This is a genomic window from Sporosarcina sp. P7 (assembly GCF_002743425.1).
Lineage (GTDB): Bacteria > Bacillota > Bacilli > Bacillales_A > Planococcaceae > Sporosarcina.
The window spans coordinates 16,830-31,283 of the sequence record NZ_PDZF01000014.1; the positions used below are offsets into that span (position 1 = coordinate 16,830).

The following is a 14,454-nucleotide window of genomic DNA, read 5'->3' on the forward strand; positions in this document are numbered from 1 at the left end:
GGTTTTCGTCTTTTTTGTATTGATCAATCCTTGTTATTTCTGTATCTTCACATCCGGAGACGCGTTGTCAGCCTGTAAACTTCTCTGTCTTTTTTGTTCAAAGTATACATCGAGTGCTTCCTTAGCTATCTCACTTGCCGTAGCGGATGGATAGCGTTTCGTATTCGTTGAAATATAGGGAATGATTACTGAATACGCAACTTCAGGTTGATCAGCAGGTGCATATCCTACATGGGACAAGTTAATTGTCGGAATAACAGGATTGGATTTATTACCCGTGTAATAGAATGATTCGGCGGTACCCGTCTTTCCGGCTCCTGTATAAGGCGCGCCCGCTAGTAAACCGGATGCAGTACCATTCGCGCCATAGTATACATAATGCATGCCTTTCTTCACTTGATCGATTTCCGCTTGTGAGTTTTTCAGATGATTTAACACTTTTACGGGTGTTTCTTCAACCAATTCTCCGAGTACTTCGCCATCTGGAGAAGGTTCACGAATTTCTTTCAAAATTTTCGGTGCTATACGATTTCCATCAGCGGCAATGGTTGCCACATATTGCGCCATTTGCAGAGGAGTATACGTATCAAACTGGCCAATTGAGAAGTCGAGGAGCTTTCCGGGAATCGTTTCCGTACCCGTAACGCCTGTATATTCGCCAGGTAAATCAATGCCTGTTTTTACACCTAAACCAAATGCCGCAAAGTTCTCACGGAATGTATCAAATGCTTTCTTGTCGATTGGTAATCCTTGACCCGGTCGGTATGTTGCGTTTCCTAACCCCATCGCAATACGGAACATATACACGTTGGAAGAACGACCGATAGCGGAAATATCGTTTAATGCAACCCGACCATTCGGATTAAATAAGGACCGTTTGTACCTGCCGCCAATATTGATCGGTTGGTCAATTTTCACTTCACCGATTTTAACGGCTCCTTCATTGTATCCTGTAAGCATGGTTGCCAATTTCACTGTAGATCCCACTTCATACGCAGAAGTAAATGTACCAAATGTGTAATCTTGTATTGCCCATCTGCCTGTCGATTCGTCTTTTACTACTTTCTTTCCGACAAGAGATAGAATTTCTCCATTGTTTGGGTCCAACATGACAAGGAATGCTGATTCCAACGCACTTGTATTCGGACCTTGTTTTAAACGCAATAATTTATTGGATACGACGTCTTCAAGCGCCTTTTGCAAATTGGTGTCTGTAGTTAAGATCAGATCTTTACCAGGCTTTCCTTCTTTCACCGTTTTCGTTTCAACGACTTTCCCCGTGCGGTCTTTGACATTTTTCACAATCGTCTTTTGACCTTTCAGTAAGTCTTCGTAATATAATTCCAAATAACTTCGTCCGACGCGATCATTTCGCGAATAATCTCGTGCTAGGAAGTAATTTAAGTGAGAACGAGGAATTCCTTCTATCGGACTCGTCGTAGATCCTAGAATTGCACTATCAGATTTCTTAACTCGATCCCAGTCCGTAGTCGTATTGACGCCCGGCAGTTGATCCAATCTTTCAGAAACCACAGCAAGTTCTTTATCGGTAACGCCATCGCTTTTGATGATTTGTGGGGAGTAGGCGTAACCTGCCATCATTTCTCGATAAATTGCGAGCACTTCTAAATCTTCCGCTGTTAATGTAGCTAGCTCTTCGTCCGTGATCCGGTCGCGCGTCAGCTGGTTAATCTCTCGTTGAATATCTTTCTGAGATTTATTTTCATCTTTACTGAGCTCGGTTTGTTCTTTCTTAGGTACTTTATCAGCTGCTTTTACAGGATTCAATAAAATCCAGAAATCTCGTTTATCGCCTATTGTCACGCGCTTTGTATCTTGATCAATCAACTTCGCAATTTTTCTAGCAAGCGCAAGCATTTCTTTTGTTGTCGTGGAGGATGTTTTCGTATACGTGATAGCATTTTTCGCTTCATTGTCTACGAGTACTTTCCCGGTACGGTCGAAAATTCTTCCACGCGGTGTGCTCGTGTTGACCGCAATTTCCTCCGTTCGTTCAAGACTGCGTGCATAATCCTCCCCTTTGACGATTTGCATATAACCTAAACGGAATATGAGTAAGGAAAAAAGGACAAAAATCGCTACAAATAAAAAATTCATTCGAAATGCAATATGTTGACGTTGACTCGTTTTGGGCGGCTCCGTCTTTTTTTGGTTTCTCTTCAACAGGAATCTCCTTTCTCAGGAAGTTTATGTATAAGAATTATAGCATGAAAACAATAAAGAACACACATCTAGACGAACTAGATGTGTGTCAGGTTTCAATTACTTATTGTCTTGGTAACGCTTTTCAACTTCATCCCAGTTTACTACGTTCCAGAATGCTGAAATGTAGTCAGGACGACGGTTTTGGTAGTTTAAGTAGTACGCATGCTCCCAAACGTCCAAACCTAGCAATGGTGTTTTACCATCCATATAAGGTGAGTCTTGGTTAGGAGTTGATGTGACTTCAATTTCACCGTTGTTTACAACAAGCCAAGCCCAACCTGAACCGAAGCGAGTTGTTGCAGCTTTAGCGAACTCTTCTTTGAAAGCATCAAAGCTACCGAACTTTTTGTCGATTGCTTCTGCAACTTCCCCAGTTGGGTTGCCGCCACCGTTTGGTGAAAGGATTGTCCAGAACAATGAGTGGTTAGAGTGCCCGCCACCGTTATTACGGACTGCTGTACGCTTGTCCTCTGGAACTTTGTCCAAGTTTGCAACTAATTCGTCAATAGGCATGTTAAGAAGTTCATCGTGACCTTCTAGTGCGTTATTCACGTTCGTTACATACGTGTTGTGGTGTTTCGTGTGATGGATGTTCATCGTTTCTTTGTCGATGTGTGGCTCCAACGCATCATATGCGTATGGTAGTTCTGGTAATGTATAAGCCATTTTCCATTCCTCCTCTAAGATATCTCTGTTTTGCCCTACCACTTCACATTATCAAAATATGAGTCAGCATTCAAAGAAAATGGACTGTTAACGGAGAAATAATAGGAATATGACAATCATGACTACCATAATGGTACCTTTTACAGCAACTGATGTCAGAAAACCAACAACAGAGCCGATTCCTGTGCGAAAAGCTTGTTTAATCCCAGAACGAGTAAAAATGAGTTCTGCAAGGATTGCGCCAAGAAATGGTCCAGCTAAAATACCCACGACCGGAATGACGAATGGACCAATAAGTAGCCCAATCGTACTTCCCCACATTCCTGCCTTGCTACCGCCAAAACGTTTAACACCGACGAGATTTGCGATCGTATCCGCGCCAAACAATAGCAATACGAATAAGACTTGGATTACCCAAAACAACCACGTTAACTCTTCAAATGAAACGATTGCGCCATAAAGCAGGAAGCCTACCAATAAAAACACAACAGATGGAATGACAGGATAGATCAATCCGACAAACGCGATCGCAAACATGATAATTGCCAATGTCCAACCGATCCATAACATAGTCGTCACTCCTTTAATTCATTATGCGTGCTTGCCTAAAATGGCTTCCGCAATATTCACTGCATGGTCACCAATTCGTTCAAGGTTCGACACGATATCGACGAATACCATACCCGCTTGTGCACTACAATGTCCTTCATTCAAACGTACAATATGGTTTTTACGGAATCGACGTTCCATATTATCAATTAAATCTTCTTTCTCTGAAACAACACGCGCTAGATCTGTATCGTTCTGATCCAATGATTCAATGGCTTTTTGTACAGTTTCGATTGTCAATGTGAACATTTCTGTTAAATCTTCCAACGCATCGTCTGTCAGCTTCAGCTTATTAGTTTCACGTAAATCTATCAGCTCTATAATGTTTTCAAAATGGTCACCAATACGCTCGATATCCCGAACAGAATCCATCAATAATACATGACGGCCGGATTCAGCTGGTGAAACGATTACTACAGACACTTCAACTAAATAGTCTGTAATTTTACGGTCGAGATTGTTGATGGCATCTTCAATTTGATACGCTGTTTCTGCGTGTTTTTTCTGGCCTGTCTTCAAATACTCGAATGATTCCTGAAGACCACGGACACTGAAGTCACCCATGCGTACAATTTCTTCTTTAGCTTGGCCTATTGCCACAGCTGGCGATTGTGCGATGAAACGACGATCAAGGTGTTTCGGTTTGTATTCGATCGTCACATCCTCGCCCGGTATCATCTTAGTGACTAGATAAGCCCAAGCAGCAATGAACGGAAATTGAATAATAGTATTGGCGACGTTGAACGAACCGTGCGCAAATGCGATTTGCATTTTGCTTTCGAGGTTCAAAACACCAGAAATCCATTCAACGTACGCCGTAAATGGTATGAGCAGGATCATAAAGATGATAGTACCGACGATATTAAATAGTACGTGTACAGCTGCCGCTCGTCTTGCTGCAACAGATGCACCAAGTGATGCAAGTACAGCAGTGATTGTCGTCCCGATGTTATCACCGAAAAGAATCGGCAAGGCAGCTTTCAGAGTTACCAAATCTTCAGCAAAGAGACCTTGCAAGATCCCAACAGTCGCACTAGAACTTTGTACGATCAGTGTAAAGATTGTACCCGCAACGACACCTAACAATGAATGTTCACTCATTGCGAGAGTGAAATCAGCAAACGCTTCTAATGAACGTAAAGGTTTCATACCGTCACTCATTAATTCAAGCCCTAGGAACAATCCTCCGAAGCCGAAGATGACTTCACCCAAGTTCTTGATTTTAGCTTTACGGACGAAGAAAATCAGGAAGGCCCCAAATGCCATGATCGGTAACGCATACGCGCCGACATCTAGCCCGATAATAAATGCAGTCACAGTCGTACCGATATTGGCGCCCATGATGACGCCGATCGCCTGACGAAGTGTCATGAACCCAGCACTTACTAGACCGACTGTAATAACAGTTGTTCCAGAACTAGATTGGATTAACACGGTTACGATAATACCAACTAGAACACCCATAAATGGATTGGTAGTAAAACGGTCTAAGATTTCACGAAGTCTGTCCCCTGCTGCCTTTTGCAATCCGTCCCCCATGTACTTAATTGCAAATAGGAAAATTCCTAATCCTCCAAGAAATTGGAACACCACTTCCTGCCAGTTCACTTCCATTGAATTGTCAACCTCCATTAAACATTTTATGTATGATTTCTAACTGCCCTTCACATCTTGCAAATTGTCGTGAAGTTTCAACTTATTATGCAAGTTGTATACATCAATTGTAAAGTATCCGACAGCAATCTTTACATCACCTTAACAATGCAGCAATAAAATGTCATAAGAATGTCGAAATTTCTGCAAAGCAGTATGTTTTAAATAAATGGTAGACTGTATGTAGAAAGGGAGGCCGGCTCAGTGAAATTTCATCAACTCTTTAAAGCTTCATTTCACGAACCGAAAAAACTTGCAGCGTTTCGCATGTTATCCATCGGTAAAGTCATTCAATACATATTTGTGTTTATTTTTCTCTACACCGGTGTATCGTTTTTACAATTTGTACTAGGTGATCATACACTGTTCCAGTCATCTCCTGAATTAGCGGAAATCGGCGAAACGATCGGCTTTTTGATCTATCCAATCGCATTTGTGTTGCAATTGGTCATTATTACGTCGTATTTATTTATTCGCATCAGTATTTTTGCTATCATAGGGGTATTGCTATTGAAACTATTGCGTCGCCGTGGTGAATTCCGTTTTATGTGGCGAACAGCAGCGATTGCTGCAACATTACCTATCTTGCTGACGATGGCATTTGAATTTGTTCCAGCCATGCAATCGTATAGCTTGTGGCTTGCATCTTTAGTCCATCTACTCTTTGTGTGGAGAGCAGCAGTCTATTATCCAAAACTCCCACGATGAATAGACTTCCTCTTGTCTGCATAGTGTAGTGCAGGAGGGATGCATGATGAGAATATTACTAATCGCACTTGCTGTATTCTGCATAGTTCATTTTGTTCGAATGGATTTAACGGAAGGGACAATCCCTCTTGCAGCCTTTTTTGATGATGAATCGTCCTGTATAGAGGAAACTTCAAATCATTCAATTGTCATTCGAGTGGTTGAAGGTGATACAATAGAATCGTTATTCGCATTATATCCAGATTCAACACAAAACTTTCTTGAGAGGTTGGAACAATTTTATTCCATGAACCCTCATCTCGAACGCCAACAATTTATAGCTGGCGAACAAATTAAGTTGCCTATCGGTGAACAAGCGGAATTGACTTGCGAAGAAGGCGAAAAAGGATAATTTTATATTCCATCGAATTGCGATGGTATTTACTCATTTGAAGGAGAGAGACATAATGACTGAAATGATTCATCGTTCCAATACCCGTCCCGTGAAAGTCGGTAATTTGACGATAGGGGGAAGCAATGAGCTGTTTATGCAAAGCATGACAACGACAAAAACACATGATGTCGAAGCAACAGTTGCAGAAATTAAACGTTTGGAGGATGCAGGCTGCCAAATCGTACGTGTAGCATGTCCCGATGAGCGTGCAGCGTATTCGATTGGTGAAATCAAAAAGCAGATCAATATTCCGTTAGTAGTGGATATTCACTTTGACTATAAATTAGCATTGATTGCAATTGAACAAGGTGCAGATAAAATTCGTATCAATCCAGGTAATATCGGCCGTAAAGAAAAAGTAGAAGCTGTTGTCAACGCGGCAAAGGCGAAAGGTATACCGATTCGTATCGGTGTCAACGCAGGTTCACTCGAGAAAAAAATTCTTGAAAAGTACGGCTACCCTACAGCGCAAGGTATGGTAGAAAGTGCATTGCATCATATCAAAATCCTCGAAGATTTGGATTTCCACGATATTATCGTGTCACTTAAAGCTTCTGACGTGAACTTGGCGATCGAAGCGTACAAGCTAGCGGCAGCGGCATTCGATTATCCGTTACACTTAGGTATTACAGAATCGGGTACGTTATTCGCGGGTTCGATTAAGAGTGCAGCAGGACTTGGTTCTCTTCTATCTTCAGGTATCGGTAACACGATGCGCGTATCATTAAGTGCGGATCCAGTCCAAGAAATCAAAGTAGCGAAAGAGTTGCTGAAAGTATTCGGTTTATCGTCTAACTCTGCAACATTAATTTCTTGCCCTACATGTGGCCGTATCGAAATTGATTTAATTTCTATTGCTGATGAAGTAGAAGAATATATCTCGAACATCAAAGCACCGTTAAAAGTAGCAGTTCTTGGCTGCGCAGTAAACGGCCCAGGTGAAGCACGTGAAGCAGATATTGGTATCGCCGGAGCTCGTGGTGAGGGGTTACTCTTCATGCATGGTAAAACCGTACGTAAAGTTCCTGAAGAGACAATGGTCGAGGAATTGAAAAAGGAAATCGACATTTTGGCTGAGGAGTATTTTGAGAAGAAGAGACAAGAAGAAGCACTTGCAGCACAAGGTAGCGTTTCTGAATGAGGGATATTCGTTTCGGGATCGATATTGACGGAACGGTAACTACTCCGACAGCCCTTCTCCCCCATATCAACAAACATTTCGGTTCCAATCTGACACTCGATGATATTAAAGAGTATGATTTGACGAAAGCGTTTGATGTGGATCCTATACAGTTTGGGCAATGGTACAAGGAAACGGAAGAATTGATCTATCAGACTTCCCCTGCTCAAGAATTTGCAAAAGAAGTCTTAACGAATTGGCAGAAGCAGTTCGAGTTGTTTTATATTTCAGCACGTAGCCGGAATGTACTCGAATCTACAACGAACTGGTTTCATGAGCAACAAATACCTTATGACCACGTAGAGTTGATTGGTACACATCATAAAATCGAGACAGCTAGACAATTCAATGTAGATGTATTCTTCGAGGACAAGCATGACAATGCAGTCGGGATTCATGAAGAATTGGATATTCCGGTGTTCTTGTTTGATACACCTTATAACCAGGATCCGATTCCAGAAGGTGTCATACGGGTAGCGAATTGGAAACAAGCTGATCAGTACGTCAGGCAGATGTTTCACGCGACGGAAATGATAAAGAGTAAGTGATCGGAAGAGCATCGCATATTGCGGTGCTCTTTTTTCGTAGTATCCTTCTATTTCTGCATCTTACCTGGATTCTCACATGTATAATAATGTGAGAATCCAGGTAAAATAAACCGGAATGATCTTACCGTTTACTTCCATCCAAATACTAGTACATAATAAAAGGCAGTACATCATGAACATAAAATGATGTACTGCCTTTTTAACCTACCCAGCTATACAACTCGGACATCTACCATAAATCTCGAACTTATGCCCCTCTATTTCATAATCAGACAAATTGACTGTCACACTATCCATCGGGCAAATCGGAATGGATTTCGTCCCACCACACGTCGTACAAATGAAATGATGGTGATGGTGATCCGTTGCGCATTGCATGCGAAAAAGTCGTTCGCCGTTCAATTCAGTCTCATCTAAAATTCCAAGCTTTGAGAACATGGCAAGATTCCGATAAATCGTATCAAAACTAATGCCTGGATTATCCTGTTCCACAGCTACTCGGACTTCCATAGCCGTCACATACCGATCCGCTTGATCAAAAAACTGCAATAATATCTCTCGATTTCTTGTTCGTTTATAATCATATTTCAATAGAATATCCCATGCTTCATCTATCGACATAGCCTAACGCCACCTTTCCTGCTTCTCATGACCGTACTTTTTTCCAGAAAAGTACAAACAGTAAAATGAACACCGATGTAACTACAATGGTCCCACCAGGCGCGATATCTAAGTAATACGCAGAAATCAGTCCGATGACCACCGCAATTTCCCCGAATAGTATGGAATATACCAGTGCACCTTTATAACTTTTGGCTACTTGGATAGCTGCCGCCACAGGCAATGTCATCAACGAAGAGACAAGCAAAATTCCAACGATTCGCATCGATGCACCAATAACTAGCGCTGTGATAATCATAAATGCTGCCTGAATGACGCGTTCATTAATTCCGGAAACTCGTGCATATTCGGGATCAAATGCCAATGAAAATAGCTCTTTATATAAGAAATAGATAAATGCGATCACCATAACAGCTATTAACATAACAATATATAAATCTTGCCGACTCACGGCGGATACTGATCCAAATAAATAACCGACTAAATCTGTGCCGAATCCTTTGGCAAGAGAAATGAATATGGCCCCAAAACCAATTCCGGCAGATAAAATAATCGGAATCGCCAGTTCCTCAAAGCTTTTATACACTCTGCGCAATCGCTCGATCAATAAAGAACCGACTACCGCAGCGCCCATTCCTAAATACACTGGATTAAGCGCTGCAAAGAATAATACTTGCTGACTTAAATAGAGACTGCCTGCAATCCCTGCAAGTGCTACGTGACTAAGCGCATCTGAAATCATCGACATCCGACGCACTACGATAAATAAGCCGAGCATGGGAGCGATTAGACCGATAATCAGCCCGGATAAAATAGCATTTTGTAAAAACTCATAAGTAAAAATAGCTTCAATCATTTAACCGGCTCCGTTTCTTTTTGATGGAGCCGACGAATAGGATGACCGTACCAACCAGACAATTCCGCCTCACTCATTTTTTCATAGTCAGCATGGACGCCATGGAAATGGATAGAACGATTCAAGCATGCAATATGCGTTGCGAGCTTCGTTACGACATCGATTTCATGTGTCACGAGTAAAATCGCTATTCCGTACTCACGATTCAGTTCGCTAAGCATAGAATAGAAGGATTCAACGTTTTGTCTGTCGATGCCGACTGTTGGCTCATCCATGATCAGCAAATCGGGATGGCTCACGAGGGCTCTAGCAATAAAGACACGCTGTTGCTGACCACCTGACAGATCACCTATACTTTCATCTTTACGGTCTGCCATTTTCACTATATGTAACGCATCAATGGCTTGCTGTTCATCCTCTTTATCGAATCGCTTAAACAGTCCCTTTTTGGCAGTCAAACCACTTTTTACGACTTCCAATACAGTTGCAGGGAACTTCGTCGTAAATGCGTTGGACTTTTGAGAGACGTAGCCGATTCTTTGTTGTTGGTTAAACGAATCAATCGGACCGCCAAACAGTTCAATAGTTCCTTGTGACGGTTTTAGCAACCCTAGTATGATCTTTAACAATGTGGATTTACCCGAACCATTTGGTCCAATTAATGCCCAAAACTCCCCTTGTTTCACTTCTAGACTGACATCAGAAAGCGCAACGGAATGGTTAAATTTATGCGTTATATGCTCTAAGTTAATAATGGAATTTGTCATATACATATCCCTTCCTTTAATTCGGAATCATTCCGATTACTTTATGAATTATATAGTAAGATGCGGAGGGATACAACCAATTGAAAGGAATTGATGAAGATGGATTTACTTCAGTTAATTCAGGAAATTAAACAGTTGCCCGATCAGGAAGCTGTAGATTACGCGGCAAGTTATGGTGTAGAGTTGTCTACTAAAGAAGTGCGGCAGTTACGTCCTTTGCTGGATGAAGTTTCATTCACTTGGCTATTTACAGGCATTCCATCCGCATTTATCGAAAAAGTCACTTCGATCATTGGATATGAGAAGACGATGCTGTATTTGGAATACTATAAACTACAATAGAAAAAGCGTTGCGGTTACGCAACGCTTAAAGCTTTTTTAGTTATGCAATTCTTCCAATCGAGCAGGAGTGAATTGATGGTTTTTTAACATGTCAATCTCCACAGCATAAGGTGCTTTTTTACTCGCTTTATCCAATCCGATGAATGGTGTTTCCAAAATTTTTGGAACGTCCTTAAACACCGGATGATGAACGATATAAGCTAACGGTTCAAAGCCAATATGTCCCATGCCAATATTTTCGTGGCGGTCTTTTCCAGCGCCACAAATGTTTTTACTGTCGTTCACATGAATGACGGAAATTCGGTCTAATCCGATAATGTCGTTAAATTGATCCAAGACACCTGAGAAGTCATTAACAATGTCATAGCCCGCATCATGGACGTGGCATGTATCAAAACAAACGGATAGCCGTTCATTATACTTCACGCCGTCGATGATCTTCGCAATTTCGTCAAAACTTCTCCCACATTCTGTTCCTTTACCAGCCATCGTTTCAAGTGCAATGCGAACATTTGCGTCTTCAGATAATACTTCATTCAAGCCTTCAATAATTTTTTCGATACCTATTTCTGTCCCGGCGCCCACATGAGCTCCTGGATGAAGAACGATTTGATTGGCACCCAGTGCTTCAGTGCGCTGAATTTCCTGTTGCAAAAAGTCTACGCCTAGGCGGAACGTTTCAGGCTTCGTGGTATTCGCAAGATTGATAATATATGGTGCATGGATGACGAGATTTGATTGACCATTTGCCTCCATGCTCTGTGTACCACTTTCAATATTCAATTCTTCAATTGGTTTACGTCTCGTGTTCTGAGGTGCTCCCGTATAGATCATGAATGTATTGGCTCCATAACTTAGAGCTTCTTCACTTGAACCAAGCAACATCTTTTTACCACTCATGGATACGTGAGAACCTAGAAGGACATCATTTTGTGTCATGATTTCTTCTTTATTCTCCTTTGTCTTCTTTTAAAGTTTTCTTTTTGTTCAGCCATCTTCTTTTTGTAGCCTGGCTTTACTTTATCTGGTTTTCGAATATAGGAATCCGCTTTTTTATCAATTTCATCTACTTCACGCACGCGCTTCTTACGCGCTTGACGCTCTTTCACTTCAATCCATTCACCGTTTTTCACATCTTCGTGTATGAAAGGAATTCCAAGCTTTTCAATTTGATTAATTGCGTCTTCATCAGACGGTTCGTATAACGTAATTGCATGACCTTGCATGCCCGCACGTGCAGTACGTCCTACGCGGTGAACGAAGAATTCCAGATCATCTGGCAATTCAAAGTTAATGACGTGACTGACACCGGGAATATCGATCCCTCTTGCTGCTAAATCAGTTGCCACAATGTATTGATACTCTAGATCGCGTACTTTCTTCATAACACGTGTACGTTCACGAGGTGTTAAATCACCATGGATTTTCCCAGGCTTATGGCCATGCTCTGCTAAATAGGTAGCTAGTTGATCGGCATTTTGCTTAGTGTTCATGAAGATAATCGCAAGATATGGCTGAAGGGCATCCATCACGTGAAGTAATTTCTTGTTTTTATCCATACTTCTAACAGGAACTAATGAATAATGCATATTCTCCGTCAACGGTTTTTTATCATCCATACGCACATGAACAGGTGAGTTCATATACTTCGATAAGAAGGGCTTCAATTTTTCAGGAATCGTTGCAGAGAATACATACATGCTGATCTTCTCCGGCATTCTGGAAGCAAACTTATCAATGTCTTCAATGAAGCCCATGTCGAATGCTAGGTCCGCTTCATCAATTACGAGCTGCGTGGCAGTGTGGATCGGTAATGCGCCGGTTTCCGACATATCTTGGATACGCCCTGGTGTACCGACGATGATGTGCGGTATGCTCTTCAATCGTTCAGCAGAGCGTTTTTTATCTGTACCGCCAATCAGGATCGCACTTTTAATATCCGTTCCTTCGATTAGCTTTTTTAATTCATCATGAAGCTGAACAGCTAATTCACGTGTCGGTGCTGTAATGACCGTCTGCAGTTCATCCTGCTCCGGCTTAAGCTTTTCAACAAGTGGAATGAGAAAACTATGGGATTTCCCTGTTCCTGTATGAGCTTGCCCGATTGCACTTGTATTTTTCATGATCAACGGAATCATTTCTTTTTGAATGGGTGTTGGTTCTTCAAACCCTAATTTTTGAATGGCTTCCCTCAAAAATGGTTTGAATTGATAATCAGTAAATTTAGACATATCGTTCCTCCTCTAGATAAATCTTATTGTACCATGATTCGGTGCCATCAGTGGTTTTTTTCGCATAGGATATAGGGGAAACAACTAAAAAATTAGAAAGGAGTTCGTGATGAGATATCAATCATTTTATCCGTTCAGCAATCAGCCACCTCAGTCTAGGATGACACCTAACACTCCGCCTATTCAACAACGGGCGCCCATGCCTTTCCCCCAAGGCATGCAAGGGAATCCCAGGGGTCCGCGGGAAATGCGTGGTAGTGCTCCGCAACAGCAAGCAGGCATGCAAGAAAACGGTCCTTCACGGGCTGAACAATATATGCAAACCGCCAATCGTTTTTTCAATACCGCCCAACAATTTGCACCATTAGTTCAGCAGTTTGCACCACTTGTCCAGAATTTACCGGCTATGTGGCGATTATATAAAGGGGTACAATCTATGCCGGACGCACCGACAGCCTCTTCCGCTCCACGTCCAAGTGGTCCGCGAACGTCTAGTCCTGTACCTCCTCAAGCCACTAATCAGCCATCTTTACCGCGAATTTTTCAACCTCCCTTCTGAACTCTTTGAATCGTTCACGAATCTCCGCTATAATGAAAGAGAAGTTAGTAGAGGAGTGGAGTGGAATAAATGAAAGTACTCAAGATATCACCAAGAGGTTATTGTTACGGTGTAGTTGATGCGATGGTCATTGCGAGGAATGCTGCGCTAGATCCTACCCTGCCGAGACCCATTTATATATTAGGCATGATCGTCCACAACAAACACGTTACAGATGCATTCGAAGAAGACGGAATTATAACGTTGGACGGCGAAAACCGCCTGGAAATTTTACGCAAAGTAGATAAGGGAACTGTAATCTACACAGCACACGGTGTTTCACCTGAAGTTCGCCAATTAGCGAAAGAAAAAGGATTGGTCGCAATCGATGCAACATGTCCTGACGTTTCCGTTACACACGACTTAATTGAAGAAAAAGTAGCTGAAGGCTATGACATTCTTTATATCGGCAAAAAGCACCATCCGGAACCCGAAGGCGCGATTGGCGTTGCCCCCGATTCTGTTCACTTAATTGAGCGTCTTGAAGATATTGATAACTTAGAGATTACCAATGACAAACTACTGGTTACAAATCAAACAACCATGAGTCAATGGGATGTTGCACATCTTATGGAAGAGTTGCAACGTAAATTCCCTCACATCGAAGTTCATCAAGAAATTTGTCTAGCTACACAAGTTCGTCAAGAAGCTGTAGCAGAACAAGCCGGCGAGGCAGAGTTGCTGATCGTTGTCGGAGATCCGAAAAGTAATAACTCCAACCGTTTAACGCAAGTATCGGTAGAAATTGCAAACACACCTTCATACCGCGTCTCAGACGTCTCAGAAATTGATCCTGCATGGTTAATGGACATTGAGACAGTAGCGGTCACGGCAGGCGCTTCTACACCTACAATAATCGTTAGAGAAGTTATAGCGTTCCTAAACGAATTTGACCAAGAAGATCCTACAACACATCATCCGGAGAGAAAGTTTAAGCTTGAAAAAATCTTGCCGAAAGTCAAGAACCCGACTCCTGTTATCCGGATCGAGCCATAAGCAACGAAAAAACCGTCGAG

Annotated in this window: 16 protein-coding genes; 7 read left to right on the forward strand and 9 right to left on the reverse strand. The window is 42.0% G+C overall.

Going from position 1 to position 14,454, the window contains the following annotated elements; all coding sequences use genetic code 11:
- Positions 1–33: 33 nt before the first annotated feature.
- The 4 genes from CSV60_RS12885 to CSV60_RS12900 form a co-directional block, all read right to left on the reverse strand.
- Positions 34–2,184, reverse strand: coding sequence for a peptidoglycan D,D-transpeptidase FtsI family protein (locus tag CSV60_RS12885; protein WP_233189625.1), 2,151 nt, complete (start codon positions 2,182–2,184; stop codon positions 34–36).
- Between the two features lie 99 nt (positions 2,185–2,283).
- On the reverse strand, positions 2,284–2,892 hold the full coding sequence (locus CSV60_RS12890; RefSeq protein ID WP_099637280.1) for a superoxide dismutase: 609 nt from the start codon (positions 2,890–2,892) through the stop codon (positions 2,284–2,286).
- Positions 2,893–2,979: 87 nt separating this feature from the next.
- Positions 2,980–3,462, reverse strand: coding sequence for a DUF456 domain-containing protein (locus CSV60_RS12895; RefSeq protein WP_099637281.1), 483 nt, complete (start codon positions 3,460–3,462; stop codon positions 2,980–2,982).
- A 21-nt stretch (positions 3,463–3,483) separates the two neighbouring features.
- Positions 3,484–5,115 (reverse strand): Na/Pi cotransporter family protein, encoded by a 1,632-nt coding sequence (locus CSV60_RS12900; RefSeq protein ID WP_099637282.1) that lies wholly within the window; start codon positions 5,113–5,115, stop codon positions 3,484–3,486.
- A gap of 243 nt (positions 5,116–5,358) precedes the next feature.
- Between CSV60_RS12900 and CSV60_RS12905 the strand changes: the two genes are divergently transcribed.
- From CSV60_RS12905 to CSV60_RS12920, 4 genes are read left to right on the forward strand one after another with little or no spacing between them, the layout of a single operon-like run.
- On the forward strand, positions 5,359–5,862 hold the full coding sequence (locus CSV60_RS12905; protein WP_099637283.1) for a DUF1189 family protein: 504 nt from the start codon (positions 5,359–5,361) through the stop codon (positions 5,860–5,862).
- Between the two features lie 46 nt (positions 5,863–5,908).
- Positions 5,909–6,253 (forward strand): hypothetical protein, encoded by a 345-nt coding sequence (locus CSV60_RS12910; RefSeq protein ID WP_099637284.1) that lies wholly within the window; start codon positions 5,909–5,911, stop codon positions 6,251–6,253.
- 55 nt (positions 6,254–6,308) lie between these two features.
- Positions 6,309–7,436 carry a flavodoxin-dependent (E)-4-hydroxy-3-methylbut-2-enyl-diphosphate synthase gene (gene ispG, locus CSV60_RS12915; RefSeq protein ID WP_099637285.1) on the forward strand — a complete coding sequence of 376 codons (1,128 nt, stop codon included), beginning with the start codon at positions 6,309–6,311 and terminating at the stop codon, positions 7,434–7,436.
- Positions 7,433–8,023: a 5' nucleotidase, NT5C type gene (locus tag CSV60_RS12920; RefSeq protein ID WP_099637286.1), complete on the forward strand. Its 591-nt coding sequence runs from the start codon at positions 7,433–7,435 to the stop codon at positions 8,021–8,023. Before ispG ends, CSV60_RS12920 begins: the two co-directional genes overlap by 4 nt.
- Before the next feature lie 204 nt (positions 8,024–8,227).
- Here the strand turns inward: CSV60_RS12920 and CSV60_RS12925 are convergent, their stop codons facing one another.
- Genes CSV60_RS12925 through CSV60_RS12935 form a run of 3 tightly spaced genes read right to left on the reverse strand, consistent with a single transcriptional unit; the run spans position 8,228 to position 10,267 of the window.
- Positions 8,228–8,644: a Fur family transcriptional regulator gene (locus CSV60_RS12925; RefSeq protein ID WP_099637287.1), complete on the reverse strand. Its 417-nt coding sequence runs from the start codon at positions 8,642–8,644 to the stop codon at positions 8,228–8,230.
- 25 nt (positions 8,645–8,669) lie between these two features.
- Positions 8,670–9,500 carry a metal ABC transporter permease gene (locus CSV60_RS12930; protein WP_099637288.1) on the reverse strand — a complete coding sequence of 277 codons (831 nt, stop codon included), beginning with the start codon at positions 9,498–9,500 and terminating at the stop codon, positions 8,670–8,672.
- Complete coding sequence (locus CSV60_RS12935) at positions 9,497–10,267, reverse strand: metal ABC transporter ATP-binding protein (protein ID WP_099637289.1); 771 nt, start codon at positions 10,265–10,267, stop codon at positions 9,497–9,499. The genes CSV60_RS12930 and CSV60_RS12935 overlap by 4 nt, the downstream gene beginning before the upstream one ends.
- A gap of 99 nt (positions 10,268–10,366) precedes the next feature.
- Between CSV60_RS12935 and CSV60_RS12940 the strand changes: the two genes are divergently transcribed.
- On the forward strand, positions 10,367–10,609 hold the full coding sequence (locus CSV60_RS12940; protein WP_099637290.1) for a hypothetical protein: 243 nt from the start codon (positions 10,367–10,369) through the stop codon (positions 10,607–10,609).
- Between the two features lie 36 nt (positions 10,610–10,645).
- On the opposite strand, the gene CSV60_RS12945 is transcribed toward CSV60_RS12940, so the two are convergent.
- Together CSV60_RS12945 and CSV60_RS12950 are read right to left on the reverse strand one after the other, a co-directional pair.
- The gene (locus tag CSV60_RS12945) at positions 10,646–11,548 is read right to left on the reverse strand and encodes a deoxyribonuclease IV (protein ID WP_099637291.1); all 903 of its coding nucleotides are present in this window, start codon (positions 11,546–11,548) and stop codon (positions 10,646–10,648) included.
- On the reverse strand, positions 11,545–12,840 hold the full coding sequence (locus tag CSV60_RS12950; protein WP_099637292.1) for a DEAD/DEAH box helicase: 1,296 nt from the start codon (positions 12,838–12,840) through the stop codon (positions 11,545–11,547). Before CSV60_RS12950 ends, CSV60_RS12945 begins: the two co-directional genes overlap by 4 nt.
- Before the next feature lie 109 nt (positions 12,841–12,949).
- Here CSV60_RS12950 and vrrA point away from each other — a divergent pair, with 109 nt between their 5' ends.
- Together vrrA and CSV60_RS12960 are read left to right on the forward strand one after the other, a co-directional pair.
- Positions 12,950–13,399, forward strand: a complete 450-nt coding sequence (gene vrrA / locus CSV60_RS12955; protein ID WP_099637293.1) for a VrrA/YqfQ family protein — start codon at positions 12,950–12,952, stop codon at positions 13,397–13,399.
- A gap of 69 nt (positions 13,400–13,468) precedes the next feature.
- Positions 13,469–14,434, forward strand: coding sequence for a 4-hydroxy-3-methylbut-2-enyl diphosphate reductase (locus CSV60_RS12960; RefSeq protein ID WP_099637294.1), 966 nt, complete (start codon positions 13,469–13,471; stop codon positions 14,432–14,434).
- Positions 14,435–14,454 lie beyond the last annotated feature (20 nt).

Coding starts and splice junctions, on each gene's coding strand:
- CSV60_RS12895 (WP_099637281.1), bottom strand. CDS start 3,462: ATGTTATGGATCGGTTGGACATTGGCAATTATCATGTTTGCGATCGCG.
- CSV60_RS12950 (WP_099637292.1), bottom strand. CDS start 12,840: ATGTCTAAATTTACTGATTATCAATTCAAACCATTTTTGAGGGAAGCC.
- ispG (WP_099637285.1), top strand. CDS start 6,309: ATGACTGAAATGATTCATCGTTCCAATACCCGTCCCGTGAAAGTCGGT.
- CSV60_RS12925 (WP_099637287.1), bottom strand. CDS start 8,644: ATGTCGATAGATGAAGCATGGGATATTCTATTGAAATATGATTATAAA.
- CSV60_RS12960 (WP_099637294.1), top strand. CDS start 13,469: ATGAAAGTACTCAAGATATCACCAAGAGGTTATTGTTACGGTGTAGTT.
- CSV60_RS12935 (WP_099637289.1), bottom strand. CDS start 10,267: ATGACAAATTCCATTATTAACTTAGAGCATATAACGCATAAATTTAAC.
- CSV60_RS12945 (WP_099637291.1), bottom strand. CDS start 11,548: ATGACACAAAATGATGTCCTTCTAGGTTCTCACGTATCCATGAGTGGT.
- vrrA (WP_099637293.1), top strand. CDS start 12,950: ATGAGATATCAATCATTTTATCCGTTCAGCAATCAGCCACCTCAGTCT.
- CSV60_RS12900 (WP_099637282.1), bottom strand. CDS start 5,115: ATGGAAGTGAACTGGCAGGAAGTGGTGTTCCAATTTCTTGGAGGATTA.
- CSV60_RS12890 (WP_099637280.1), bottom strand. CDS start 2,892: ATGGCTTATACATTACCAGAACTACCATACGCATATGATGCGTTGGAG.
- CSV60_RS12930 (WP_099637288.1), bottom strand. CDS start 9,500: ATGATTGAAGCTATTTTTACTTATGAGTTTTTACAAAATGCTATTTTA.
- CSV60_RS12920 (WP_099637286.1), top strand. CDS start 7,433: ATGAGGGATATTCGTTTCGGGATCGATATTGACGGAACGGTAACTACT.
- CSV60_RS12940 (WP_099637290.1), top strand. CDS start 10,367: ATGGATTTACTTCAGTTAATTCAGGAAATTAAACAGTTGCCCGATCAG.
- CSV60_RS12910 (WP_099637284.1), top strand. CDS start 5,909: ATGAGAATATTACTAATCGCACTTGCTGTATTCTGCATAGTTCATTTT.